A 22,530-nucleotide genomic window follows, 5' to 3' on the forward strand; every position below is an offset into this window, starting at 1 on the left:
TTATTTTAAATTTATCTCTATCCTCGCCACCGAGCAATAAATAAAACAATTAGAAGCACCGCAATTCCTACTCGAAGATATTCAAAAGCAGTCTGGCGAAACAACCTTCCTACCAAAGCTTGCTGTATAATACCTAAAATCACATAAAAGACAGTAACTAAAAAGAGCGAAGCAATAATGATGGTGACCGGCCACATACTAATGATCATAGCCATTTGTCCTAAAATAAATGTCAGAATAAGTGAATATGACAAGGTTTTTTTGCTCAGCTTATCTTCTAACTTGGCTGACCAGACTCCTTGTAAAACTAGCGGAAATGAAGCTAGAAGCACTAAGCCAGCGTTATACCATGGTTCCAATTTGTAGGAAAAAATAGTATCGTACAACAGAAAAGCTACAAATAACGTCAGGACAAAGCCTAAGGCTTGCGCTGCCCGCAGTAGTTGAATAGTTCGCAAAGCTGCTACAGTAAAAATATTTTCAGTCAGAAGCAAAGCATACATTCCAATCCCAAAAAGAGCCATGAAAGCGAGTCGAATAACAAGCCGTTCCGGAAGAAGGAAATAGAATAGATTAATAGAAGCGGTAAAAAAGGTTGGTAAAATTAGCGCCATCACCCAGCCGATTTTCCGAATATCTTCTTTTAAACTCCAAATTGAAAGTAAAACAGTAATCAGACTTAATCCGGCAATAGCTCCGTAATGGTAAATACCTTGAATCTCCTGAATAAACAATAGGCCGAAAGAAAGAATAGTGGCACTGATAACAAATTTTCTTCGTTTGGAAAGATAAAAGATACGTTTAATTTTTTTGAGCATTGTGGAAAATCCTTTGCACATCATCTTGATCATCAACGATCTCTAGAAAATGCATAAAGCGCTCATAAGCTTTCTCTTCAAGATTAATATAGCTGCTTGGAACCATAATCACATCGGTGTCCAAAATTGTATAGCCAGCTTTTTCAATATTCTGAGCAACGCTATGTGTGCCATTAGCCTCAGTAATTACCGTTAATTCAGCTTGATTATCATTTTGAAAATCTTCAGCTCCCAAATCAATGAGCTCTAGTTGAATTTCTTCAATATCCTTATCTTCAGGCAATTTAATTTTGACTATCCCCTTTTTAGCGAAAAAGTAGCTGGTCGAACCGACTGAACCAAACACACCTTCATTTTTCTCAAAAGCTGATTTAATTTCTGAATTAGTCCGGTTTTTATTGTCAGTCACACATTCTACCATCATAGCCACTTTTCCAGGTCCAAATCCTTCGTAGGTGATTTCTTCATAAGAAGCTCCTTCTATACGACCAGCTCCTTTATCAATTGCCCGAGCTATATTTTCTTTAGGCATATTCTCTGCTCTCGCCTTTTCAATCATCAATCTCAACTTGGGGTTAAATTCCGGGCTATCACTACCTCCTTCACGAACCGCAATGGCAATAGTTTTAGAAAGACGGGAAAAGATTTTGCCTCGTTTGGCATCATTGATACCTTTAGCATGTTTAATAGTCGACCATTTAGAGTGTCCAGACATAAAAATTCAAAAGCTAAAACGAAAATTGAAAAATGTATATTTTTCCTTTTTCGCCTTACGTTTTGTCCTTACCTATTATATCGCTCTTGACAAGGAATCCCAAACTCAGTATGTTGGTTGTCAATGACAAGCAACCTCTCTGCCGCCGCTATCTACAAAGCGCTCAATAATGAGTGGTCCGAAGCCATAACCCTCAACGAACAAATTATCTCCGAAGATCCAAAAAACATTGACGCTTTAAATAGATTAGCTCAGGCTTATATCCACCTGGGTGAAATTGCTAAAGCCAGAAAAATCTACCAACAAGTTTTAAAACTGGATCGGCTTAATCCGATTGCTAAGCGCAATCTGGATAAACTAAAAGATTGTAATGGCAATGGCAAAATCCATTCCTCCTCCAGTACCAAAACATATAATTTTATTGAAGAACCAGGAAAAACTAAAGTTGTTAGCCTAGTTCAAATTGGTGAACGTCCTACGCTTTCTATTCTTAATGCTTGTTTGGAATTGGAAATGAAAATCAGAAATCAGTCAATTTGTTTGTACCACGATAAAAAATATGTAGGCCGACTACCGGATAATTTTGGTAGGCGTTTAATTTGGCTTGTCAAACGTGATAATCGCTATGAATTTTTTATTAAATCTATTGACCCCCAAAAAGTCTCGGTTTTTATTAGAGAAACTAAATGTAGTTTAAAAAATAAAAATCACCCTTCTTTTACTGCTCCAGAAAAACAAACTCGAGCTGGAACTGCTAATTAGATTTATTAAAAAATCGCTGCCAAAAATCTTCTCCGATTACAATTTCAATATCAGCTGCTGATCCTTTTGTCTGAACTGGATGTTCATTGATTTTTAGGCCTAAATATTTTGCGATTTTTGCGATTTTATCTTTATTTACTGATTTATTATTGATAAAAAGAACTGATGTTTCTACTGGCTTGTTTTCTTGACGCACTCCTATGACCTCAAAACCAGAATTAGCTACAATTCGCTTTAAAGCCTGTCCTAGTCCAACGTGGTCAGTGCTATTAAAAATTTCCCACCGCAGAGATTGGTTCAGATATTCCGGCTGAGCCAGTTCCCGCAACACCCATTCATCAAGCAGATCGTAATTAATTTGATACACTTTGGAACCATCTGGTAAGGTGGTCAACTGATAAGCTCCGGTTTGGCTCAGATCAACAGTTTTTACCTGATCACTTCGCATATTACGCAGTAGTAACCAAATTCGAAACAAGTCCCAACTACTCAAATTTGTACTAGCTCGTTTAGTTAAAGCTTTAAAAACTAAGTTAGAAAACGTGGAGCTTTGTACCGAGCTAACAATATAACCGTCAGTTAAGCTACCTAAAAAGATCGTCATGGTTTGACTAGTCAATTTCCCGACTGGAATTTTTTCCTGTTTAGCCAATCTGACAATTTTGCTAGCCTGGTAATCAGCAAAACCTTTAGCTACTTGAACCATAGCATTATCTGGAAAGGTAAGTATTAAAACTTCTTCTAACTCCGGATTTATTTTGACATAAGAAAGCGCCTCACCTTGCACTAAACTTAAATTAAGTTGTGATTGGCCATCCCAAACCGAGAAACGTAAATTATTCCATAGTTCAGCTAGACAAAGCACCATGATCACTCCAATCAATACAAAAAAAATAGTTTTATTTTTTTGAAAATAATAACCAGGAGCAGGCAATTTTTTAGAAAATTTGGCAAAAATTGCTTGAGTTTTTTTGAAGTTGTGACGCTTTTTCCGGGCAGAAAATTTGACCATACTCTATCTTAGCAGAATATAAAAACCTGAGTGAAAAGAAATTAGGCAGCAATCTTGCTTCGTAATTCCTCACACAGCCGAATCATAAAGCGGACATTATGAATGCTAGCCAGCCGATAAAACAGTAACTCTTTAGCTTTGTATAAATGATGCAAGTACGCCCTAGAATATCCAGCTCGGCAAGTCATACAATCACAACCTTCTTGAATCACGCGTTTGTCAGTTTTGAATTGAGAGTTGCCAATTTGCAATCTACCTTTGCTATTAAACTCTGATTCAAAATGAATCTGGTCAGCTGAACCAACTTTAAAACTACTACCTACTAACTTACCATGATACAAAGCTCCATTTCTGGCTAATCTAGTCGGCGCTACACAATCAAATATATCCGCTCCTGCCAAAGCCATAGCTACAATATCTTGAGGATCCCGTCCTACTCCCATCGCATAAAATGGTTTATCTTCTGGAATTTTTGCTTTGACCCAACTAATGTGCTCAACAGTTTGATCCATGAAATAACCAACTGAAACTCCGCCAATAGCAATACCTGGTAAATCTTGATCTGCAATAAAGGCAGCACTGTCCTGACGTAAGTCTTTATAATTGCCACCTTGAATAATGCCAAATAAAGCCTGATTACCAGGTTTTTTCTGCCATTCTTTTTTACAGCGCACCAACCAGCGATGTGTTCGATCCATCGCTTCTTTTACATAACGTTTGCCTTTAATAGGCGTACATTCATCAAAGGCCATAATAATATCAGCTCCTAAGGCTTGCTGAATTTTGATAGAACTTTCTGGCGTTAGGCGGTGAGTGCTGCCATCAATATGTGATTTAAAAGTTGCTCCGTCTTCATCAATGGTGGATAATTTGCCTGCTTCAGCCCCTAAACTAAACACTTGGAAACCACCACTATCTGTTAAAACTGGCCGGGGCCAATGCATAAAATCATGTAGGCCTCCTAATTTTTTGACAGTTTGTTCTCCTGGCCGTAAGTGTAAATGATAGGTGTTGCCTAAAATAATTTGAGCTTTGGCTTCCAAAAGATCCTGGGAAGAAAGAGCGCGGACACTACCTCGTGTACCAACTGGCATATAAGCTGGAGTTTTAATCACCCCATGCGTGGTTTTAATCTCTCCTGCTCGAGCTGCACATTTTTTGGCTTTAATGGTAAAAGCAAAAGACATAGTGTATTTAAAATAAAATGGAATATCAGTTTTAATTTAGACCTACGATTCTACTTCAGATAAGATACTTAAACAAGTTTGTAAATCTTCAGCTAATCCACTTTCAAACACAACTTTTTCTCCGCTTCTGGGATGAAAAAACGACAACGACTTAGCATGCAAAAATAACCTAGGACACCATGTAAGGTCAGCTGACAAGCGTTTACCTAAGTAGATGGGGTCAGACACAATTGGAAATCCTAAGTGCGATAAATGAACTCTCAATTGATGGGTTCGGCCAGTTTTAGGCCAAAGATTAAGCAAGGTAAATAGTTCTTGATTACGACTAAAATAATTGGAAACTTGATATTTAGTTCTGCCCATCTTCCCATCAACAGCTATGGTAAAACGACGGCGATTAAAAGGGTTGCGTTTTAGAGGCAAATTGACAGTCCCTTCTCGGAGAGTCATGTTGCCATGAACTAAGGCTATGTATTGTTTTTGAGTTTGGCGTTTTTTAAATTGTTGCTTAAGGTTTAAAAAAGTTTCAACATTCCTGGCTAAAACCATCACTCCCGAAGTTTCTTTATCAAGCCGATGTACTACTCCAGAACGGTTAGTAAATTCTTGTATTTCTGCTTGCCTGGATTCATCATTCCCAATTTCTAATCGATGAGTTTCTTCCATCCAATCTTGAATAGTTGGCTCTTTGACACTTTCAGCCCGATTAACCACTACCCCAGCTGGTTTGCTAATAATAACAATATAATCATCTTGAAATAGGACTTGTATATCCATATATTATTTTTCTTTTATAGATTCGGTTTTTTCTTGTTTAAACTCTTTGAGACTAATTGCAATTACTCCAATTGTAATCAGGCTGTCAGCCAGATTAAACACCGGAAATTGCCAAATTTGTATAAAATCCACTACTCCACCATACAGTAAGCGATCCAAAATATTACTCAAGCCAGCCGCTACAATTAGTAGCAACCAAAACGAACCTAATACTTTTTTCTTTAGAGAAATTAGCAAAACTCCTAAAGCTACATATCCAACCCAACCAGGCAGAATGCCCAAAACTCCATGCATGTTGATAAAAACTAGTTTTGGTAAGTAATGAAGCACTAGTTGCTTACTAGTTTGATCAAGGCCAATAATAAGCAAAACAAATAGGATGGAAATGATGAGTTTAGAAGGCTTTGGCATGATATTACTAATTTTTGACATCATGACCAGCTCGTGCTCTAGAAAAGCGGCGTTGACGTTGGCGGGGTTCGTAGGGATTCATAGGCTGACGGATTATCTCGCTTTGATCTGATTTAGAAACAAGTGGGATTTTGTCCAAAATATCATCATGGGTTCCGCTTCGCAGCCAAAACATAAAAGCCACAACGAGAAGGTAAACACATAAGATAATTTGATACCAGGAAAAAATAAAAACCTGTTGCATATGACTTGCAGCAAAAAAATCTAAGGCAAATTGGCTCACGCCAACAATAAGTAAATAGGTCAACCATAAAAAGCCTGGTCTGGCTTTACCCCGACCATCCTGATACCAGGAAAATAAGCGATAGCGTTTATCCAACCAAATTAATAAATAATACGTGAATATCAAAATTCCTACTTCATAAAGTTGAATAGGATGGCGTCTACCATCAAGGCCTGGAAAGCCAATCCCCCAAGGTAAACTAGTTTGATGACCTACATATGAACCATCCAGAAACTGGCCAATTCTCACCAGCAATTGAGCAGAAACAATTCCAAAAACCGAAATATCAGCCATTTCAAAAAACTGCCATTTCTTTTTTTTGGCAACTATTGCTCCAATATACATTGCTCCTAATAAAAATCCCAACCAGGAAAAGCCATTGGAGTACGTCAGATCAATCCAACGCACTAGTCTGAATCCAAAATTAGGAAAATTAAGAAGAATATATAGCAAACGACCTCCCACCAATCCTCCAAAAAAACTTAAGAAGATAAAATCAAAAATATCATCATCACCCATATGTTCTTGTTTGGCTCGCCGCCAAATATGGAAGCTGCCAAAAAAGAAAGCTAAAGCTAGGAAAAAACCAAGACTGGAAATAGTGAATGGTCCTATAGAGGCTAATACTGGAAACACAGTTTTTCAAAAATTAATAACCAGGCTAGATTATAGCTAATTTGACAGCATGCGCCAATCCTTTCTACAATAGAAGCTCGGTTGCATATTTAGAGTGTCACGGTATAATGCAATCTTTGCTTGATAGATATTATTGATTTAGCTAGTAGTTTTTTAAAATTACTAGTACATAACACTCATGTTGCTTACCCCTCACATATTTTTAGGCCTGTTTTTTATTGCTAAATTCCGGCCAGAAGTCGCTGTCTCTGCAGCCTTGGTTAGTCATTTTCTCTTTGATTACTTCCTCCCCCACTGGAATCCTCATTTATTTACAGAGATGAAAAAAAATGGAGCGTTATCTCAAAAAACAAAATTAATTATTGCTGCAGATGTATTAGTAAGTGTGATTAGCGTTTTGGTTTTTATGTCTTTGGCTTTACCAAATTTGACTCAAGCTTTTTATATTGGCCTCACTGCTCTTTTTGCAGTGCTGCCTGATTTGATTGAAGCTCCGTTTTATCTTTTAAAACTCAATGGTATTTTTAGAAAATTTGTCGAATTTGAGCACAAAAATCAAGCCACCGCCGGCCCTCTCTGGGGTAATGTTTCCCAAGCTTTAGTAATCATTGTTTGTCTTTTGGGAATGCTTTCCTAAAACAAATTCTTATTTTGCCCGCTCCACATAAGCCCGATCTTCAGTCGAAACTCTGATTTTTTCGCCTTGTTTGATAAAAAGTGGAACCCGGATTTTGATCCCACCAGTCACAGTAGCATCTTTGTACATATTAGCCGCACTATTACCTTTGACCCCTGGATCACATTCGAGAATTTCAACCACAACTTTAGGGGGGATTTCGATACTTAAAGGTTTTTCATCCCAATAAAGGACATTGTACGTTTCCCCATCTTGTAAAAAAGCAATTTCATCTCCCATTTGGGAAGCTTCAATTTCAATTTGTTCAAAAGTCTGTGGATCCATAAAGTTTAGAGCTTCATCCTCTTTATATAAAAATTGCATCGGTTTTTTTACTAAACTTACTTCTTCAAAACGGTCTGAGGGGGCAAAAGTTAGCGGAATGACATTGCCAGTTACTAAACCTCGAATTTTAAGACGTACATCGGCACTGCCTCTGGCCATATGAGTATGTTTATAGCTTAAAACCCGGCAAGGTTCGTCATTGTATTCAAATAAAGTATTGACTCGAAGATCAGTTGCTTGGATCATAATTACCTCCAGAAAAAGCTATTCCCGCTCAAGCGGGAATCTATAGAACTAGTAATATTTGTATTCTACCACTAATTTTAGTAATTTTTCTGATAAAATAGCTATGTTTGAAGTGAAAAATTGCCGAGGTGGCGCCTGCCCGCCTAATTGTTTTGTAAAACAAAACTTTTGGCGGGGAATTGGTAAATCTCATCAAACATTAAAAATGTAAGGTAAATGCCGAGGTGGCGGAATTGGTAGACGCGTAGGTCTCAAAAACCTATGAGGGTCACACCTCGTGCGGGTTCGATTCCCGCCCTCGGCACTAATATTTAATTTAAAAATAAATATGACACATGAAATGCTTCAAAATAGTAGTTCATTAAGAGGTCTATTGTCCCAAGCTATTGAAACTTTGCTTGCGGGGGCATGTTTGAAATTTTTGGGAAAACAAGGCTTAAGTCGTGATGAACTTATAAAGTTATTAGTTCCTGATCCGAACAGTCAAGAGTCTCAATTAATAGATCCTATAAGCCAAAGAGTGGTAAATATACTTACGTCACAAAGTCAAAACCCTCAAATTTCACACAGTTAAATATTAAAATTACATCAAACAATTTTTACTTGTTTTGAGAAAACAGATTTTAGAGCTATTTACTTTATTGACTACTTCCTTGAAGCTCAGAAGAAATTTGTCTAAAGACATCTCCCATATATTGCATTGCTGTTCTACCAGCAAAAACAGGAGCTTGTTGCCCCATTTCTACAGGAATATAAACATAAGGGCGATGATGATTTGATAATTGATCTCCAAAAGCATTGGGACTTAGTACTGCCCATATTCCGGATATTTTAATTTGACCATACTCATCACATACAGGCTTACCATCTTCACCGATTTGGTATGCAAAAACGATATGTTTGGTATGTCCTCCAAGATCACCATTTTCTGAAAATAAAGGATTCTGGGATTTTTCTCTTTTTTCAACTAGCAATGGCATTGAGTCAGCTGAAGGCTTTTTATGGACAATAAAAAAGTTGTCTCCTGGTTCTAAACCCTCAGTAGCTAAAGCTTCATTTTGTGAAGCTGAAAGAGACTTCGAAGGAGCAATGATAGTTGCATCATCAAAATTTATATCCTCAGGACAAAATACTCTGAGACTGAGCCCTTGTTCTTGTAAATCACCATTAATATAAGCTTGATTACTCTGTTCAGGGCTGTTGAGAAGCTGCTCGGCAACTTTTCTCACACTCTCTAAGTACATTGCTTCAGATTTTTGTTCTGGTGTCCAACCTTCCTCCTGAGCCTCTGCTACTGATCCTTGCGGCAAAGCTAGGCCAGCAGCAGCTCCTGCAACAATCGCAATTCCTTTTAAAAAACCTCGCCTTGATAATCCTTTTGTGTCGGGAGTATCACTAGTATCAGGTGAATTATCTGGAGTATTGACCATATGTTTCAAAATTTTTTAATAATATATAAGATAGTATCATAATAACAAATTTGTAAAGCTTATTCTTCCGATTCTTTGGTACTTTCTCCACCCTGTCCTTTTTCCATACCATAAAACCTGATTCGGTCGCCTTTAAAGAAAAGGTTAACAGTCCGCAATGGACCGTTTCGGTGTTTAGCAATTTTTAAAGACACATTTTCTAAATTTTCATCATCAGTTCGATACAAAAACATCACCACGTCAGCATCTTGTTCAATAGCTCCGGACTCCCGCAAGTCAGCTAACTGCGGTTCTTTGGTACCACGCGATTCGACCGCCCGGGAAAGCTGGGATAAAGCTAAAATCGGGATTTTTAATTCTCTAGCTAGATTTTTTAAAGATTGGGAAATTTCGGAAACTTCCTGAACCCGACTTTCATATGTTTTAGTACCTACCGCTAACTGTAAGTAGTCAACCATGAGTAATTTAACATCATGTTCTAGCTGCAAACGCCGGGCTTTAGTCCTCATTTCCATCAGGTTAATTCCTGGAGTATCGTCAATAAAAAGTGGCGCTTCGGCTAGCCGTCCATAGGCTTCTGAAATCCTGGCAAAATCTTGTTCTTTTAAATTGCCGGTTTTAAGCCGCCAGGCATCAATGTCAGCTTCGGACACGATCAGACGGTCAACTAGCTCTTCTTTACTCATTTCTAAAGAAAAAATTCCTACTGGAATTTTAAAATTAACGGTAATAGCTTGGGCCATATTGAGTGAAAAAGCCGTTTTCCCTACCCCTGGTCTGGCCGCCAAAATCAGCAAGTTACTGGCCTGCATTCCCGCCAACGTACTATCCAGATCCTTAAAACCAGTCGGCACACCTCGTAAACTCCCAGCTTGTTTATGCAGTTCATCCAATCTCTCAAAACTATCTGCCAACGCATCTTGAATCGGAGTAAAGGTCCGGGATAAATGTTTTTGGCCTAAAGCAAAAATTTCCCGTTCAGAAGTATCTAAGACTGTAACCGCATCTTTACCTTCATCATAAGCCATTTCAACAATGTCTGAACCAATTCTGATTAATTCCCGTTTATTAGCTAAATCTTTGATGATTTTGGCATATTTTTCGCTGTGAGCTGCAGTAGCAACTTTTTCGGCTAAAAGCGTCAGGTATTCTTCGCCACCAACTTTTTCCAATTGCTTTTGTTTTTTTAGCTGTGAGGATAACGTAATCAAATCAATCGGATCCCGCTCTTCAAAAAGCTTGAGCATGGCTGTGTAAATATATTGGTGAGCACTGGCATAAAAATGATCAGCCAGTAGTAATGAGCTAATATTTACAATGGCATCTTTATCAATAATCAGAGCTCCTAATAAAGATTGCTCGACCTCGTGATCATGGGGTGGAACTTTAGATCCTGGCATGAGTATGAAGTTTGTGTGGCAGTAAGCTAACTCTTTCTTTCTAATACAACTACTTCCAATTCTTCAGGCAAGCTAGTACTGTTAATCACCAAGCGTTCTTCCTGTTTTGGTTCAATTTCCATTTCTTTTAAAAATGTTTCTACACTATCCAGCTGGGCAAATTCTGGAGCTAGTCCTGCTTGTTGATAATGCATAGGAATGACAATGCTTGGCTCCAAAGTTTTGATAATCTTTTTAGCCATTTCTGCTCCAATAGTTTGGTGATTTCCTACTGGGATCAAAAGAATATCGGTATTTTCCAATTCTTCAATTTCTTTTTTAGTCAGTTCCCGATTGAGATCGCCCAAATGGCAAAGGGTTAAGCCACCTTCGGTTTCAAATTGAAAAATAATATTGGGGTCAAAAGTAGCTTGTTCATCTTTACTAATTTTACTTCGTATTCCTTTAATCATCACTTCTTTAATTTCATATTCCCCTGGCCCATCAATAATAAAAGCATTTTCATTTTTGATACCTTCTCGAAAATCATGGTTTTGGTGAGCATGAGAAATAGTGACAATATCAGCTTCGGTTTTGGGGAATTTTAAGCCAACATTTTTAGCAAAAGGATCAGTCACGATGGTAGCGGTAGCGGTTTTAATCTTAAAACTGGAATGACCTAAGTAGGTAATCTGCATAGTGAGCTCATTTTAACATACGTTTTTAACGGTCTTAGAGTATCAGGTTTGAGCTGCCTTGACAATAGAGAAAGCGGGTGTTACATTCGGCACTAGATTTGCTGTGAAATAAGTTGATACAAAAACGAAGTGGGTTTGCTAATTTTCAAGGCATGCAATTTTGATAGTACTTGAACATTGGTACTTGAAAAATTACATAACGATGAAAATTAGGAAAAAAACGAGTTTTTGTGTCATTATTTATTTTACGGCAAATCTAGTAATTATGAGGAAAGAAATTTTATTAGCCATTGGAATCGGTGCTATTTTAGGACTGGTAGTAACATATGGTATTTATACTGCCAACAAAGCTATTATCAACAAACAAGCTGGTTTGAATCCTCAAACCACTACTATTCCTACTCCAACACCAGCTGCTCAAGAACAAATTAAGTTGGAAGTTGATGAGCCACAAAGTGGCATTGCCGTTGATACTGCTAAAATTACCATTACTGGAACTACTACCCCTGAAGCAATCATAGCCATTGTAGCTGAAGGCGAAGACTATCTTGCACAAGCTGATCAGGCTGGTTATTTTAGTCAAGAAATTACGCTTATCAAAGGTGCCAATACGGTCACTGTATCTGCCTCAGATGGTGAACTGGTTTCTCCCAGTCAAACCATTCAAATCGTGTACAGTACCGAGCTAAACAGTGAAGAAGAATAACATTATGAACAAATTGCTATTTATTTTACTCATTGCTCTGATGATTGCATTGTTTAAGCCTCAACTGAGTCTAGCTCAGGAAAACACCAGTACTAAGTCTGGAGATATTGAAAATCAAGAGGTTTTAGACAAAATTAAAGAGCGTATTGAAGAAAATATAACAGGCACTAGCAATAGTCATAGTGCTACAGACAGTGCCACTCCAACTTGGTATGGCAGTTTTGGGACTGTCACTACAACTGGTAATAATAAAATTGTGGTCCAAAATCAAGCAGCTCAAAACACTGAAATTTTATTTGATCAAAATGTTGAATTGGTTTTATTTAAATCAGGTGTCGGTCGGTCGGAAATCACAGCTGATGATATTGAAACTGGTTGGTTTGCGATTGCCATGGGCAAAACTATAACTAACAACAAAAATTTGCTAGCTCAACGCATTACCTTTACTCAAGATTTTGAAACTCCTGCTAAAAGTCAGGTTGTTGCTGGCAAAATAACTGAAATTGATGAAGAAGCTATGACCATTAGCAATGGGAAAACTTATGCCTTAGAAATTCCTGAAGAATATAATTTAAAAATAAAAGGAGTTGATAGACCTAATTTGGAAGATATTAGTATTGATGATCGGGCTGTAGCGATTGCAACTGTAGCTGATTCTGAAGACAAAGAAGGTGAAAAAACCTATACATTGAGAGCTGTTTATATCATTCCAAGTTTGAGCAATCCATTAGCTGAAGAAAACCAAGTTGAAAATGAAGCTACTGCTTCAGCTAAAGAAGCAACAAAGTCAGCTAAACCAAAAGAAAATTAGTCTTTCTTCTCGCTTTTTTCTTTCCCGTCTTCTTTGTTCTTTTTTTCATCTTCTGTAGCTTTTTCTTTTTTATCTTCACTATGCTCTTCTTTCTTTTCATTCTTAGGCTTAGATTTTAGCTTGCCAGTAGCTCTGGTGATCATTTTATCCAACGTTAGTGGTGCAGCTAAAGAGATTAGCTCTAAGGTAAAAATGGATAGTTCAAAAGCCGAAGGAATTTGGTTGGTAATAAAGTAAGCTCCCAACCCTACTAAAAACGAACTAAAGAGTGTGGTCCGAAACATTTCTCTTTGCGTTAGATCGATAATTTTTTCAGGAATATTGCTTAGCTGGGCTAGCTCAGTTTTGCGTAAAATATTTTGCCAGCCATGCCAAAATAGTGTCAAAAAGGTCATTACAGCGGTAACGGTATTAAGCGTTCGATTTGCTACTGCTACACTCCCAGAAAAAATCGATAGTTCAATTCCAGTAGGAAAATTACGGGCTAAATACCAAACTAAAATAAAAATTGGCAGTAAAAAACCATTAGCCATGGAGATAATTTTAGGTGGCTTATATGATTGATTATTTTTCCGGATCATGCCTCTTACTACCCTTCTAAGAAGCAATATTCCTAGTAACCCTAGCCAAACTAATACAGCAATACCAAAACCAAAATCTTTACTGCTTGTGATATGCGGGTATGGGAGCTTAAAGAAAATATCTCGAATTGGATACGTAGGATATGGTACAAAATCATAAAGCTGATTGGCAGGAATAGCCCTGGCATAAAAATCAGTTAAAAACAGTTTTCCAATAGAAACATAAGAAATCAGTTGGACAAAAAAATCCAGCGAGTAAAACAGTACTAACTTACGACCTTGGGTAAAATTTTGGTGAAATTGGTATTGTTGTTGTTCTTGGGTTTTAATATCCTCGAAGGTTTCCACAAATTCTTTAATATTATTTGAATTAAGTACATAGATAATCCGGAATGGGATTAGTAGAATTGTTTGAAAAACTCCCAACAAAACTACCGAAATCCACATGCTTTTAGTGAAGCTATAACAGAAAAATAAGAAACTGGCATAAAACCGGAACGTCATGCCAGACAAAAAAGCATAGATCAGAAACAGAATGATAATTGCAGTCAAAATACCAGACAGGGATGGCATTCTTTTGGAAAAACGTAATGAGCTACGTTTGACCACTGCTCCTGGATTTTCACCGTACGTAGGGTCTGTCATAGTTTATTGTTTCAGCTTAGTAATTGCTTCTTCCAAAGTAGTAGTAACTTGTTCACCGTTGCTTAAGTTTTTGAGCGTGACTGTATTTTGAGCTACTTCTTCATCACCTACAATAACTACATACGGAATCTTTTTTTGGTTGGCTAGCTTGATTTGTTTACCAATATTATCAGTTGTTAAAGAAAGTTCTGCGGATATGTTTTGAGCTCGTAATTGTTGACATATTGTTAGTGAGTATTTCTGTAAATCTTGATTAAATATAGTGATAAATACTTGTGTACTACTTTTGTTCGATTCGAAAAAATTGTTTTGTTTAACAAGCTCAACTATTCGATCAAAACCTAAACCAACTCCAACCGCTGGTATTTCAATTCCTCCCAGTTGTTTAATCAAATTGTCATACCGACCACCACCACCCAAAGAACTACTATAAGCTTTAGATTTAATTTCAAAAATCATTCCTGTATAGTAGTCTAAACCACGAGCTAATGTCGGTTCAAAGACTAGATTTTGTTCTGGAATACCTAAGTTTTGAGCAGCTACCATAATGGCCTTCAAATTGTTAGAAGGGCTAGCTTTTTGAATTTCAGTTAATACTTGTTCTGCTTTCGTTTTTTCTAAACCCTTAGCTGTAAGCTCAGCTACAACTTCTTCAGGTTTTAGCTTATCTAGTTTATCAATACTCTGAGTAATACTGAAAATATCTACATTCACAGATGTAAAAGCCTGTAGAACTTGGAACAACACTTGTCGATCATTAATGGTAATTACAGTATCTGCAAACCCCAGGTTTTGAAAAATATCAAAACAGCAGGCCAAGATTTCTGCATCCGCTAAAGGACTTGTGCTACCGTAGATATCAAAGTCACATTGAGTAAATTCTCTAAATCTCCCTTTTTGTGGCTTTTCGGCCCGAAAGACATTTTGAAGCTGGTAACGCCGAAAGAAATTAGGTAGCTTCCCCTGATATTGAGCCAGCAACCGAGCAGTAGGTACTGTTTGATCATATCGTAATGCAATATCTCGTCCACCTCGATCTTTAAACTGATATACAAGTTTATCGGCTTCAGCACCATACTTACCCAGCAGAATTGAAGCATATTCTAAAGTAGGGGTTTCTAAGGGTTCAAAGCCAAAAAGTTCACAGCTTTGTTTAACCTTAGCTGCTACAAAATCTCTAACTCGTTTATCTTCTGGCAAAAAATCCCGAAAACCCTTTAGGGTTTGTAAATTATTTTGTTTCATAGTTTTCCTTTATTACTTTTCTAATAGATTTTATCAGAAATAACGACGTGTGGCCTACACGCTGCTGGTTCCTTGCAGATGTAAGCCATATTTTTAATCATCACTTGGCCTTAACCTATCAATAGCTATTGGTTGTTTTTTATCAGCGTCATCTTCATCTTGTAATATTTCATTTTCATCATTTTTTCCAATGGTTTCTCCAGTTATTCGATCAATTACGATAGGAATCACTAATTCTGATTCTCTTTCCATATTTTTTCACCTCCTTTTTCCAACTAAAAAAGCCTCCGCTCTCTAGTTGCTATTAAATTAATAACAAACAGAGAACGAAGGCTTATCTATGCTTTTTTAGGCAAAAAATAAGGACCTCCGCGGTCCCATCTCTTTTCTCATTAGCTATGAACTAATGAGCGCTTGGTCCCGCCTCCACCCTTTCGGACGACAACAGGTGTTTATTTTATACGGCATAAACCTCTCCGGTCTCGATTTTGCAAGACAGCGCTCAAGTGCCTAACGTAGTTTCGATTACTATCGAAACGAAGTGGCATTTTCTTAAATCCTGGATCGTGACTCCAGTACAAACGCTTTTACTATTTACTTATGAAAGTATTATATCATAAACTTTGATTTTACCCTTTCAACTAGCGTATTTTTCTGTTATAATTCCACTTTGTATGAAAGCCAAAATTCATCCCAACTACAAACATGATGTCACGGTGACCTGTGCTTGCGGCAATACTTTTTTGACTGGTTCAACCATGGATAAAATTACTGTCGATATTTGCAGCCTTTGCCACCCCTTTTATACTGGGGAAATGAAGTTTGTGGATACTCAGGGTCGGGTGGAAAAATTCCAGGCTAAAATGGCTCAAACTAAAGGTCAAAAATACGTTTCCAAGAAAAAACGTAAGCAAGCTGAACTATCTGAAAATCAGGAAGATTTATCTCCAAAATCTTTGAAAGAAATGATTCAACAGCAACGAAAGTCCAGCAAAAAATCAGTTTCCTCTTCTCAGTAACTAATTCTAATTCTCAATCTTTTGCCCAAAACTAAGTATGTGTTTTGCTAGGCAAAAGATAGGTTTATGACAACTATTGATATTCCAGATTACCTAAAACCTCAACTCGAAGCTCTAGAAGCTAAACTAGCGGAAACTAAAGCCATGCTAGCTGATCCAGAGCTGGCCCAAATGGCAGAAGAGGAAATTAAAAACCTTGAAGCTCAAAAAGAAGCTCTGCTTCAAGCTACTAGCAGCAACAGTAGCGATGATGAAACTGAAGAAGGTCAGGAATTTAATCCCAATACGGCTATTTTGGAGATTCGGGGTGCGGCTGGCGGTGAAGAAGCCAAAATTTGGGCAACTGATCTATTGCGCATGTATGTCCGTTTTGCTGAGATAGACGGTTGGAAAGTCGAATCACTTGATGATTTAGTTTTAAAAATTAAAGGCCAAAATGCCTATACTCAGCTGCAGTATGAGTCTGGTGTTCATCGCGTCCAGCGGGTACCGGTCACGGAAAAAAATGGCCGGATCCATACTTCAACTGCTACGGTTGCTATCTTACCTATTGTTCCTAAAACTCAAATTGAGCTCAATCCTAATGACTTAGAGTGGTCATTTTCCCGCGCCGGCGGTCATGGTGGTCAAAACGTCAACAAAGTTTCTACTGCAGTTCGCCTGACCCATAAACCAACTGGGATTGTAGTTTCTTGTCGTCAAGAAAGAACTCAAATGCAAAACCGCCTCATTGCTGAAGATCTACTTCGCTCTCGACTCTGGGAAATTGAAGAAGAAAAACGCTTGTCAACAATAAGTTCGCAGCGTCGTGGTGCCGTAGGTCGTGGTGATCGGTCTGAAAAAATCCGCACCTACAATTACCCTCAAAATCGGGTCACTGACCATCGGATTACTAAGTCATGGTATGATTTGGAAAATATTATTGATGGTCACTTAGAAAAAGTGATTACAGCTTTACAAGAAGCAGATCAGGAGGAAGAAACTATTTCGCAAGCATAATTTATTGCGTATCTGCTTCTCCCAGTGTTACAGTTGTGGTTTTCTTTTCATCCCCACGATAATATTCAACGCTTACCTTTTCCCCAGATTTCATCTGACTAATCAATTTCGCTAGTCCGCCATCGGTATCATTAACTGATTTGCCATTCATTTTAGTAATAATATCGCTTTGCTTGAGTCCGGCTTTGGCGGCTGGAGTACCATCAACTACCTCAACTAAGTAAGCTCCTTCAGGAATTTCGTTTAAAATCGCCAAATCTCGGCTAATCATTTTGTACTTTACTCCCAAAAAAGCTCGATCAAATTTACCAGTTTGGTTAAAGTTATCAATGGCTTCTTTAATAACGTTAATAGGGATCGCAAAAGAGACATTTTCAGCGTTAGTACTGGTAGCTACATTAACCCCAATCACCTGACCGGCTGAATTGAGCAGTGGACCTCCAGAGTTCCCAGGATTGACCGCTGCATCGGTTTGGATCACATTATCTAGCTGTTCGGTGCTAATCCCAAAACCATCACCAGCCGTAATACCCCGACCTAAACCAGAAACTACCCCAGTTGTGACTGTATTGCGAAACTCGCCCAGAGCCGTACCAATGGCAATCACAAATTGTCCTACTTGCAGCTTACTAGAATCACCTAGTGGTAAGGGAGCAATATCAGTAGCACTGGTTTGTAAAATAGCTAAATCTAAGGTTGGATCTCGGTAAATTTTTTCTACTTTGTATTCTTTATTGTCAGTGGAAATAATTTTGTAAGTAGCATCAGTGTCAGAAACGACGTGTTTATTGGTCACAATCAAACCATCTTTACTGACTACAAAACCAGAGCCAATATCTTGCTCAATATTTTGCTCTTCAACTTGTGGTTGCTGTTGCTGTTGCGATCCAAAAAAACCAAAAGGGTCAAACATACTACCAAATGGATTGCCCGTTACTACTCGCTGAGTTTTTTTAATACCAACGGTTATAACCGAAGGAGAGGCTTTTTTAACCACATCAATAGTTAAAGAGTCTTCATTGACCACTTTTTGGATTAGTGGCTGAGACGCATCACTACTCTCACTGCCCTTGCTTAAGATTTGCTTTACTTGAGTTGGCAAAACCTGATCGAGATAGGGATCAATATACAAATAGCCAAAGCGGTTGACTACAATGCCAGCCAAAAGTCCGATGACTAAAATCAGAGCTGCTAGAGGTAGCGATATATTAAAATGAGAATTTTGCTCAGTCATAACGCTCTAATATAACAGGTAACTATGAAGATTTTATGAAGTCACTACTTCTAAGGTAATAGTGGCTTTGGCTTTACCAAATACTAAGGTCTTGGAAAAACTACCCAATTCTTTGATAGGATCAGCTGGTTCTACTTCAAACGAATCTTTAATTTTCAGTTCTTTTTTAATTTGTTTTTTGTCGATACTACCATAAAGTTCCCCTTCTTCGTTGGCAATAGCCTTAATTTTAAACGTTTTGCCATCAAAGCTTTGAGCTAATTTTTTTTGTTTATCTCCTTCAGTTTTCTTTTGTTCAACCTTTTGCTTAGCTTTTTGTGCCATCTGTTTTTTGATCTTATCGGTCACCATAACAGCTAATCCCTGAGGGATTAAATAGTTTAAAGCATAACTGTCTTTGACCTCTTCAATTTGATTAGTTTGTTTGATAAGTACTTGCATAGATTTTTCCTATTTTAACACTTCTTTAGCCGCTTTAGCCAGTTGCACATCAACTGTCGGCTGTTTTTTATCCAGCTCAATAGTGATATCTGGCTCCAAACCTTTTTCATGCACCCAAGTTCCTTTAGGCGTCAGCCACCTGGCAATAGTAATATGAAGCCCAGCTCCATCAGCAAAATCACCGGAAGATTGGATAATTCCTTTACCAAAAGAAGTGGTTCCAATCAGTTTAGCCCGGTCTTGATCTCGCAGCGCTCCGGCTAAAATTTCTGAGGCAGAAGCACTCCCACCATTCATTAAAACCACCAATGGCGTGGTAAGTAGTCGACCTAAACGTTTGGTCGCAAATTCTTTATCAGATTCAATTGAACTTTCCTGTTTTACTACCACAGAATTCATGGGTAGAAATTCAGCCGCTAAATTGACAGCGCCTTGCATATATCCACCCGGATTGTTGCGAATATCCAAAACAATACCCCCTACTTCATCACCTTTTTCTAAAATTTTAGCTACTGATTCATCCCATTGTTCATCAGTTAATTCCCCAAATCTGGATAATTTAAGATCAGCTACTAATTTACCACTAGCAGTAGCTTCGGTCGTAAATTGACCATTAATAACCTGGCCAAAAGCTACTTCAACTGAAGGGACGATGATTTCTTCTCGCTTGATTGTCACTGTGTACGGTTCAGACTCATCTTTATGCAGCAAAGTTAGAGTAACTTCAGTTCCTTCTTTGCCTCTAATCATTTCAACTGCATCATTGATGTTAATATTGTACGTTTCTTCATCAATACCTTTAGCCTTATCAGTAATTTTTAAAACATAGTCTTCAGCTTTAACTCCAGCTTTTTCAGCTGGCATTCCAGAAATAGGAGCAATAACTACAATTTGGTCTTTTTTATAACCTAACTGAATACCAACTCCATAAAATTGGCCGCTTAAATTTTCTTTGGTAGTTTTATTTTCTTTGGGAGGAAAAAAGGCTGTATACGGATCATCAAGTGAGGCTGTCATGCCTTCAATAGCTCCATATACCATTTTCTGATAATTGATACGTTCTTTAAAAAGAAAAGTTCTTTCTAGTTCATCCCAAACTTCCCAAAACATAGTCATGTCGACATTTTTATTAGTTGGTTGACTACGATCAATAGTTTGCGTTCCCGCTACTGATTCTGTGACCTCTTTGCCAGCTACTAACGCGTACACACCTTTGACCGAACGAATCTGATGATTGCCTAAAAACCAACCACCTGCTCCAACCAACATTATGACCACAAGAGTTAAAGCAGTGTTGCGAATAAAACGCAAGGAAATAAGATTTGATTTATTAGGCATAAAACCTTCTTTTTTTTGACCTACAGTAATTTCGTTGCTTACTAGTTTGGTTTCTGACATAGTTTTGCGCAACCCCCTATTCTACCACGCTAGTTGGACTACAAAATATGGAGGATTTTATTGGCACCATCAATCTGCAAAGCTCGCTTATGAAGCAAATTGAGGCTGACATCTTCAGAAAATAGTAGCACACCAAGATGGATTTTGTTTTGAACCTTAGCAAGTTGAGTTTCTGCTTCTGTATCTGTAGCTGCAATTATTATGCCAGCCACATCAACTGCCGAAGCCTGATAAAAGAGTTTAAGTGATGGAAAAGTATGAAACAGCAAAATTTTACCGTGCCATTCCGAGCTCATCGTACTAGTCTCAGATAGGTCTTTAATAAAAAAGCCTTCGCCAGCAGCGGAACCAAAACCGGCTAAAGCCGGGATTTCCTGAGAATTTGTAGGAACTTGACGTTGTTTGGGCTTATCTTCTTCAATTTTTTCTTCAGCTAATCGTTCTACTTCTTGATCTGCTTGGGATTCAACGTAAAGTACTCCTTTTTGATCATCAATACCAACTATTTTCCCAGAGACCGGAGATTGAATTTGGGTTTTGGAAAGACCAAGTGTTCCGGCTTTTTTTGCCAAAACAGTATCCTGATTGATTATATCGCCAATATGAACCAGTAAAAATGTATTGATCTGATTGGGAGCAATATGTAAAGGCTTGGCAATTTCAATTGCCAACTGTTGGGCAAGGTTTGGCGCAGATTGACTCATGAATAGCTAATTTGTATCTAATACTTATCGTTGGCCAGAAACAAAGGGAAGCAGAGCTAAATGACGAGCTCGTTTCACTTCTCTAGCTAGCCGACGTTGGGTTTTAGCTGTTAAACCAGTTCTGCTTTTAGGCATGATTTTGCCTCGATCACTCAAATATGGAGCGAGTTCTTCCGGTTGTTTATAAGTCGGCTGAGTGCCGGCTTTAACAAACGGATCATTGGTTTTAACTGGCGGCAGCTTCCGTGGCTTACGTTTTTTTTGCATAATAGTTTTTCTCCTCTTTTAATTAAAGAGTTATATTTTAACTTCTTATTATTTATCTCAAGTTCTAATTACTTAGAATGGGATGTCATCAACATCAATGTCTTCTGATTTCTTCCCACTAACTTCTTCTTTCACTTCCTCCTCAGCTGGGGCGGGAGCAGCTTTGTCTTCAGTTTTAGCTGAAGCTTTGGGAGCAGCTTCGCTGGCCGCATCATCAACCTGGACTTGATCAGTAGCAGCTGCACTATCATCTACTACTGGAGCAGGAGCTGGACTACTAGCTACTGGAGTAGTTCCAGCAGTTTCATCCTCTCCTTCAGCACCACCATCTCGGTGACGGTTGTCCAAAATAATCATGTCATCAATCACAACTTCGGTAGTTTGGCGGTCTTGACCATCTTGGGTCTGCCAATTACGAGTTTGCAATCTACCTTCAACATAAATTTTTCGGCCTTTAAATAGTAATTGACTGCAAAGCTCAGCTAATTTATTCCAGGCAACTAAACGGTGATATTCAGTTTCTTCTTGTCGTTGACTGGAAGAGTCGGTCCAAGATCGATTGGTAGCCAAACCAATAGTACAAACTGGGGTGCCTTGAGGTGTATAACGCAGTTCAGGATCTCGGGTCAAATTTCCGATCAATTGAACTTTATTTAAACTTCGTGCAGACATACTGCCTCCTTTTATTTTTGTAGTAGAGTTTTATACTCGTCTACTACCTAACTATGTGTACTCCTTACCTTTTAGATTCTGGAGTTAGTTATTTTGTAATAATAGCTATTATTAAAATAGCACAAGTCTTAATCAACTTTCACTATCAAATGGCGCAAAAGCTCTTCTTCAAGCTGGATTTTTTGCTCAAGTTTTTTGATCTGATCAGAGTCAGCTTCAACTATTAGATGTAAATAGGTAGCTTCGGTTCGTTTAGCAATCGGATAAGCCAGTGACTTTACTCCCCAATTATCTTTTTTGGCAATGCTAGCCCCAACCGTTTCGATGTAATCGGTCAGTTTTTTAGCCATGTTTTTATTATCTTTATCAAAAATAAAAGTTGCTTCGTATTGCATAGATGTTCCTTTAATAACAATAATTAGGCTTATTTTAAACTAAATTTTGCCCAAGCGAAATAACCTTTGAATTATAACATTACATTGAGGAGAAACAA

The 22,530-nt window shown here is 38.0% G+C and carries 28 protein-coding genes and 1 tRNA gene; 8 read left to right on the forward strand and 21 right to left on the reverse strand.

The window, feature by feature from the left end:
* Window positions 1-17: 17 nt before the first annotated feature.
* Both GYA49_02670 and GYA49_02675 read right to left on the reverse strand, forming a co-directional pair.
* Window positions 18-818: a hypothetical protein gene (locus GYA49_02670; protein NMC35926.1), complete on the reverse strand. Its 801-nt coding sequence runs from the start codon at window positions 816-818 to the stop codon at window positions 18-20.
* Window positions 802-1,533 (reverse strand): YebC/PmpR family DNA-binding transcriptional regulator, encoded by a 732-nt coding sequence (locus tag GYA49_02675; GenBank protein NMC35927.1) that lies wholly within the window; start codon window positions 1,531-1,533, stop codon window positions 802-804. Before GYA49_02675 ends, GYA49_02670 begins: the two co-directional genes overlap by 17 nt.
* Before the next feature lie 123 nt (window positions 1,534-1,656).
* On the opposite strand from GYA49_02675, the gene GYA49_02680 reads away from it, so the two are divergent.
* The gene (locus GYA49_02680) at window positions 1,657-2,295 is read left to right on the forward strand and encodes a tetratricopeptide repeat protein (protein ID NMC35928.1); all 639 of its coding nucleotides are present in this window, start codon (window positions 1,657-1,659) and stop codon (window positions 2,293-2,295) included.
* Here the strand turns inward: GYA49_02680 and GYA49_02685 are convergent.
* From GYA49_02685 to GYA49_02705, 5 genes are read right to left on the reverse strand one after another with little or no spacing between them, the layout of a single operon-like run.
* Window positions 2,288-3,307, reverse strand: coding sequence for a LytR C-terminal domain-containing protein (locus GYA49_02685; protein ID NMC35929.1), 1,020 nt, complete (start codon window positions 3,305-3,307; stop codon window positions 2,288-2,290). The genes GYA49_02680 and GYA49_02685 overlap by 8 nt on opposite strands.
* Before the next feature lie 41 nt (window positions 3,308-3,348).
* Window positions 3,349-4,494: a tRNA guanosine(34) transglycosylase Tgt gene (tgt, locus tag GYA49_02690; protein NMC35930.1), complete on the reverse strand. Its 1,146-nt coding sequence runs from the start codon at window positions 4,492-4,494 to the stop codon at window positions 3,349-3,351.
* A gap of 42 nt (window positions 4,495-4,536) precedes the next feature.
* The gene (locus tag GYA49_02695; GenBank protein NMC35931.1) at window positions 4,537-5,271 is read right to left on the reverse strand and encodes an RluA family pseudouridine synthase; all 735 of its coding nucleotides are present in this window, start codon (window positions 5,269-5,271) and stop codon (window positions 4,537-4,539) included.
* A gap of 3 nt (window positions 5,272-5,274) precedes the next feature.
* The gene (locus tag GYA49_02700; protein NMC35932.1) at window positions 5,275-5,682 is read right to left on the reverse strand and encodes a hypothetical protein; all 408 of its coding nucleotides are present in this window, start codon (window positions 5,680-5,682) and stop codon (window positions 5,275-5,277) included.
* A 7-nt stretch (window positions 5,683-5,689) separates the two neighbouring features.
* Window positions 5,690-6,601: a hypothetical protein gene (locus GYA49_02705; GenBank protein ID NMC35933.1), complete on the reverse strand. Its 912-nt coding sequence runs from the start codon at window positions 6,599-6,601 to the stop codon at window positions 5,690-5,692.
* A gap of 178 nt (window positions 6,602-6,779) precedes the next feature.
* On the opposite strand from GYA49_02705, the gene GYA49_02710 reads away from it, so the two are divergent.
* Window positions 6,780-7,238 (forward strand): hypothetical protein, encoded by a 459-nt coding sequence (locus tag GYA49_02710; protein NMC35934.1) that lies wholly within the window; start codon window positions 6,780-6,782, stop codon window positions 7,236-7,238.
* Window positions 7,239-7,247: 9 nt separating this feature from the next.
* Here GYA49_02710 and efp read toward each other — a convergent pair whose 3' ends face one another.
* Window positions 7,248-7,808, reverse strand: coding sequence for an elongation factor P (gene efp, locus GYA49_02715; GenBank protein ID NMC35935.1), 561 nt, complete (start codon window positions 7,806-7,808; stop codon window positions 7,248-7,250).
* Window positions 7,809-8,026: 218 nt separating this feature from the next.
* Here efp and GYA49_02720 point away from each other — a divergent pair.
* Window positions 8,027-8,112 (forward strand) — tRNA-Leu (locus GYA49_02720).
* A 24-nt stretch (window positions 8,113-8,136) separates the two neighbouring features.
* Window positions 8,137-8,382, forward strand: a complete 246-nt coding sequence (locus GYA49_02725; GenBank protein ID NMC35936.1) for a hypothetical protein — start codon at window positions 8,137-8,139, stop codon at window positions 8,380-8,382.
* Between the two features lie 64 nt (window positions 8,383-8,446).
* Here GYA49_02725 and GYA49_02730 read toward each other — a convergent pair whose 3' ends face one another.
* The 3 genes from GYA49_02730 to GYA49_02740 are packed head-to-tail and all read right to left on the reverse strand — an operon-like array spanning window position 8,447 to window position 11,315.
* Entirely contained in the window at window positions 8,447-9,238 is a 792-nt protein-coding gene (locus tag GYA49_02730) for a twin-arginine translocation signal domain-containing protein (GenBank protein NMC35937.1), read from the reverse strand.
* Window positions 9,239-9,297: 59 nt separating this feature from the next.
* The gene (gene dnaB / locus GYA49_02735) at window positions 9,298-10,638 is read right to left on the reverse strand and encodes a replicative DNA helicase (protein ID NMC35938.1); all 1,341 of its coding nucleotides are present in this window, start codon (window positions 10,636-10,638) and stop codon (window positions 9,298-9,300) included.
* Between the two features lie 26 nt (window positions 10,639-10,664).
* Complete coding sequence (locus GYA49_02740) at window positions 10,665-11,315, reverse strand: MBL fold metallo-hydrolase (GenBank protein NMC35939.1); 651 nt, start codon at window positions 11,313-11,315, stop codon at window positions 10,665-10,667.
* A 265-nt stretch (window positions 11,316-11,580) separates the two neighbouring features.
* Between GYA49_02740 and GYA49_02745 the strand changes: the two genes are divergently transcribed.
* Together GYA49_02745 and GYA49_02750 are read left to right on the forward strand one after the other, a co-directional pair.
* Complete coding sequence (locus GYA49_02745) at window positions 11,581-12,021, forward strand: hypothetical protein (protein NMC35940.1); 441 nt, start codon at window positions 11,581-11,583, stop codon at window positions 12,019-12,021.
* Between the two features lie 4 nt (window positions 12,022-12,025).
* Window positions 12,026-12,832, forward strand: a complete 807-nt coding sequence (locus GYA49_02750) for a hypothetical protein (GenBank protein ID NMC35941.1) — start codon at window positions 12,026-12,028, stop codon at window positions 12,830-12,832.
* Here the strand turns inward: GYA49_02750 and GYA49_02755 are convergent.
* The 3 genes from GYA49_02755 to GYA49_02765 all read right to left on the reverse strand — a co-directional run bounded on the left by GYA49_02755 (window position 12,829) and on the right by GYA49_02765 (window position 15,555).
* On the reverse strand, window positions 12,829-14,058 hold the full coding sequence (locus tag GYA49_02755; protein NMC35942.1) for a hypothetical protein: 1,230 nt from the start codon (window positions 14,056-14,058) through the stop codon (window positions 12,829-12,831). The two genes, GYA49_02750 and GYA49_02755, sit on opposite strands and share 4 nt — an antisense overlap.
* Before the next feature lie 3 nt (window positions 14,059-14,061).
* Window positions 14,062-15,303 (reverse strand): histidine--tRNA ligase, encoded by a 1,242-nt coding sequence (hisS, locus tag GYA49_02760; GenBank protein ID NMC35943.1) that lies wholly within the window; start codon window positions 15,301-15,303, stop codon window positions 14,062-14,064.
* Window positions 15,304-15,396: 93 nt separating this feature from the next.
* Window positions 15,397-15,555, reverse strand: coding sequence for a hypothetical protein (locus tag GYA49_02765; GenBank protein ID NMC35944.1), 159 nt, complete (start codon window positions 15,553-15,555; stop codon window positions 15,397-15,399).
* A 422-nt stretch (window positions 15,556-15,977) separates the two neighbouring features.
* On the opposite strand from GYA49_02765, the gene rpmE reads away from it, so the two are divergent.
* Together rpmE and GYA49_02775 are read left to right on the forward strand one after the other, a co-directional pair.
* Window positions 15,978-16,322, forward strand: coding sequence for a 50S ribosomal protein L31 (gene rpmE, locus GYA49_02770; GenBank protein NMC35945.1), 345 nt, complete (start codon window positions 15,978-15,980; stop codon window positions 16,320-16,322).
* Window positions 16,323-16,388: 66 nt separating this feature from the next.
* Window positions 16,389-17,321: a PCRF domain-containing protein gene (locus tag GYA49_02775; GenBank protein ID NMC35946.1), complete on the forward strand. Its 933-nt coding sequence runs from the start codon at window positions 16,389-16,391 to the stop codon at window positions 17,319-17,321.
* Between the two features lies 1 nt (window position 17,322).
* On the opposite strand, the gene GYA49_02780 is transcribed toward GYA49_02775, so the two are convergent.
* The 7 genes from GYA49_02780 to rpsF form a co-directional block, all read right to left on the reverse strand.
* Window positions 17,323-18,555 (reverse strand): PDZ domain-containing protein, encoded by a 1,233-nt coding sequence (locus GYA49_02780; protein NMC35947.1) that lies wholly within the window; start codon window positions 18,553-18,555, stop codon window positions 17,323-17,325.
* A gap of 33 nt (window positions 18,556-18,588) precedes the next feature.
* On the reverse strand, window positions 18,589-18,996 hold the full coding sequence (rplI, locus tag GYA49_02785; GenBank protein NMC35948.1) for a 50S ribosomal protein L9: 408 nt from the start codon (window positions 18,994-18,996) through the stop codon (window positions 18,589-18,591).
* 9 nt (window positions 18,997-19,005) lie between these two features.
* Window positions 19,006-20,394, reverse strand: a complete 1,389-nt coding sequence (locus tag GYA49_02790; protein NMC35949.1) for a S41 family peptidase — start codon at window positions 20,392-20,394, stop codon at window positions 19,006-19,008.
* Window positions 20,395-20,432: 38 nt separating this feature from the next.
* Window positions 20,433-21,098, reverse strand: coding sequence for a hypothetical protein (locus GYA49_02795; protein ID NMC35950.1), 666 nt, complete (start codon window positions 21,096-21,098; stop codon window positions 20,433-20,435).
* A 24-nt stretch (window positions 21,099-21,122) separates the two neighbouring features.
* Entirely contained in the window at window positions 21,123-21,365 is a 243-nt protein-coding gene (gene rpsR / locus GYA49_02800) for a 30S ribosomal protein S18 (protein NMC35951.1), read from the reverse strand.
* Window positions 21,366-21,437: 72 nt separating this feature from the next.
* Window positions 21,438-22,037, reverse strand: coding sequence for a single-stranded DNA-binding protein (locus GYA49_02805; GenBank protein ID NMC35952.1), 600 nt, complete (start codon window positions 22,035-22,037; stop codon window positions 21,438-21,440).
* A gap of 128 nt (window positions 22,038-22,165) precedes the next feature.
* The gene (rpsF, locus tag GYA49_02810) at window positions 22,166-22,432 is read right to left on the reverse strand and encodes a 30S ribosomal protein S6 (protein ID NMC35953.1); all 267 of its coding nucleotides are present in this window, start codon (window positions 22,430-22,432) and stop codon (window positions 22,166-22,168) included.
* Window positions 22,433-22,530 lie beyond the last annotated feature (98 nt).

Source organism: Candidatus Beckwithbacteria bacterium, from assembly GCA_012797845.1.
Lineage (GTDB): Bacteria > Patescibacteriota > Microgenomatia > UBA1400 > UBA1449 > JAAZOH01.

What these genes read in the sequence shown, in the direction of transcription:
- GYA49_02670 (NMC35926.1), bottom strand. Translation starts at nt 818, where the DNA reads ATGCTCAAAAAAATTAAACGTATCTTTTATCTTTCCAAACGAAGAAAA.
- GYA49_02675 (NMC35927.1), bottom strand. Translation starts at nt 1,533, where the DNA reads ATGTCTGGACACTCTAAATGGTCGACTATTAAACATGCTAAAGGTATC.
- GYA49_02680 (NMC35928.1), top strand. Translation starts at nt 1,657, where the DNA reads ATGACAAGCAACCTCTCTGCCGCCGCTATCTACAAAGCGCTCAATAAT.
- GYA49_02685 (NMC35929.1), bottom strand. Translation starts at nt 3,307, where the DNA reads ATGGTCAAATTTTCTGCCCGGAAAAAGCGTCACAACTTCAAAAAAACT.
- tgt (NMC35930.1), bottom strand. Translation starts at nt 4,494, where the DNA reads ATGTCTTTTGCTTTTACCATTAAAGCCAAAAAATGTGCAGCTCGAGCA.
- GYA49_02695 (NMC35931.1), bottom strand. Translation starts at nt 5,271, where the DNA reads ATGGATATACAAGTCCTATTTCAAGATGATTATATTGTTATTATTAGC.
- GYA49_02700 (NMC35932.1), bottom strand. Translation starts at nt 5,682, where the DNA reads ATGCCAAAGCCTTCTAAACTCATCATTTCCATCCTATTTGTTTTGCTT.
- GYA49_02710 (NMC35934.1), top strand. Translation starts at nt 6,780, where the DNA reads ATGTTGCTTACCCCTCACATATTTTTAGGCCTGTTTTTTATTGCTAAA.
- efp (NMC35935.1), bottom strand. Translation starts at nt 7,808, where the DNA reads ATGATCCAAGCAACTGATCTTCGAGTCAATACTTTATTTGAATACAAT.
- GYA49_02725 (NMC35936.1), top strand. Translation starts at nt 8,137, where the DNA reads ATGACACATGAAATGCTTCAAAATAGTAGTTCATTAAGAGGTCTATTG.
- GYA49_02730 (NMC35937.1), bottom strand. Translation starts at nt 9,238, where the DNA reads ATGGTCAATACTCCAGATAATTCACCTGATACTAGTGATACTCCCGAC.
- dnaB (NMC35938.1), bottom strand. Translation starts at nt 10,638, where the DNA reads ATGCCAGGATCTAAAGTTCCACCCCATGATCACGAGGTCGAGCAATCT.
- GYA49_02740 (NMC35939.1), bottom strand. Translation starts at nt 11,315, where the DNA reads ATGCAGATTACCTACTTAGGTCATTCCAGTTTTAAGATTAAAACCGCT.
- GYA49_02745 (NMC35940.1), top strand. Translation starts at nt 11,581, where the DNA reads ATGAGGAAAGAAATTTTATTAGCCATTGGAATCGGTGCTATTTTAGGA.
- GYA49_02750 (NMC35941.1), top strand. Translation starts at nt 12,026, where the DNA reads ATGAACAAATTGCTATTTATTTTACTCATTGCTCTGATGATTGCATTG.
- GYA49_02755 (NMC35942.1), bottom strand. Translation starts at nt 14,058, where the DNA reads ATGACAGACCCTACGTACGGTGAAAATCCAGGAGCAGTGGTCAAACGT.
- hisS (NMC35943.1), bottom strand. Translation starts at nt 15,303, where the DNA reads ATGAAACAAAATAATTTACAAACCCTAAAGGGTTTTCGGGATTTTTTG.
- GYA49_02765 (NMC35944.1), bottom strand. Translation starts at nt 15,555, where the DNA reads ATGGAAAGAGAATCAGAATTAGTGATTCCTATCGTAATTGATCGAATA.
- rpmE (NMC35945.1), top strand. Translation starts at nt 15,978, where the DNA reads ATGAAAGCCAAAATTCATCCCAACTACAAACATGATGTCACGGTGACC.
- GYA49_02775 (NMC35946.1), top strand. Translation starts at nt 16,389, where the DNA reads ATGACAACTATTGATATTCCAGATTACCTAAAACCTCAACTCGAAGCT.
- GYA49_02780 (NMC35947.1), bottom strand. Translation starts at nt 18,555, where the DNA reads ATGACTGAGCAAAATTCTCATTTTAATATATCGCTACCTCTAGCAGCT.
- rplI (NMC35948.1), bottom strand. Translation starts at nt 18,996, where the DNA reads ATGCAAGTACTTATCAAACAAACTAATCAAATTGAAGAGGTCAAAGAC.
- GYA49_02790 (NMC35949.1), bottom strand. Translation starts at nt 20,394, where the DNA reads ATGTCAGAAACCAAACTAGTAAGCAACGAAATTACTGTAGGTCAAAAA.
- GYA49_02795 (NMC35950.1), bottom strand. Translation starts at nt 21,098, where the DNA reads ATGAGTCAATCTGCGCCAAACCTTGCCCAACAGTTGGCAATTGAAATT.
- rpsR (NMC35951.1), bottom strand. Translation starts at nt 21,365, where the DNA reads ATGCAAAAAAAACGTAAGCCACGGAAGCTGCCGCCAGTTAAAACCAAT.
- GYA49_02805 (NMC35952.1), bottom strand. Translation starts at nt 22,037, where the DNA reads ATGTCTGCACGAAGTTTAAATAAAGTTCAATTGATCGGAAATTTGACC.
- rpsF (NMC35953.1), bottom strand. Translation starts at nt 22,432, where the DNA reads ATGCAATACGAAGCAACTTTTATTTTTGATAAAGATAATAAAAACATG.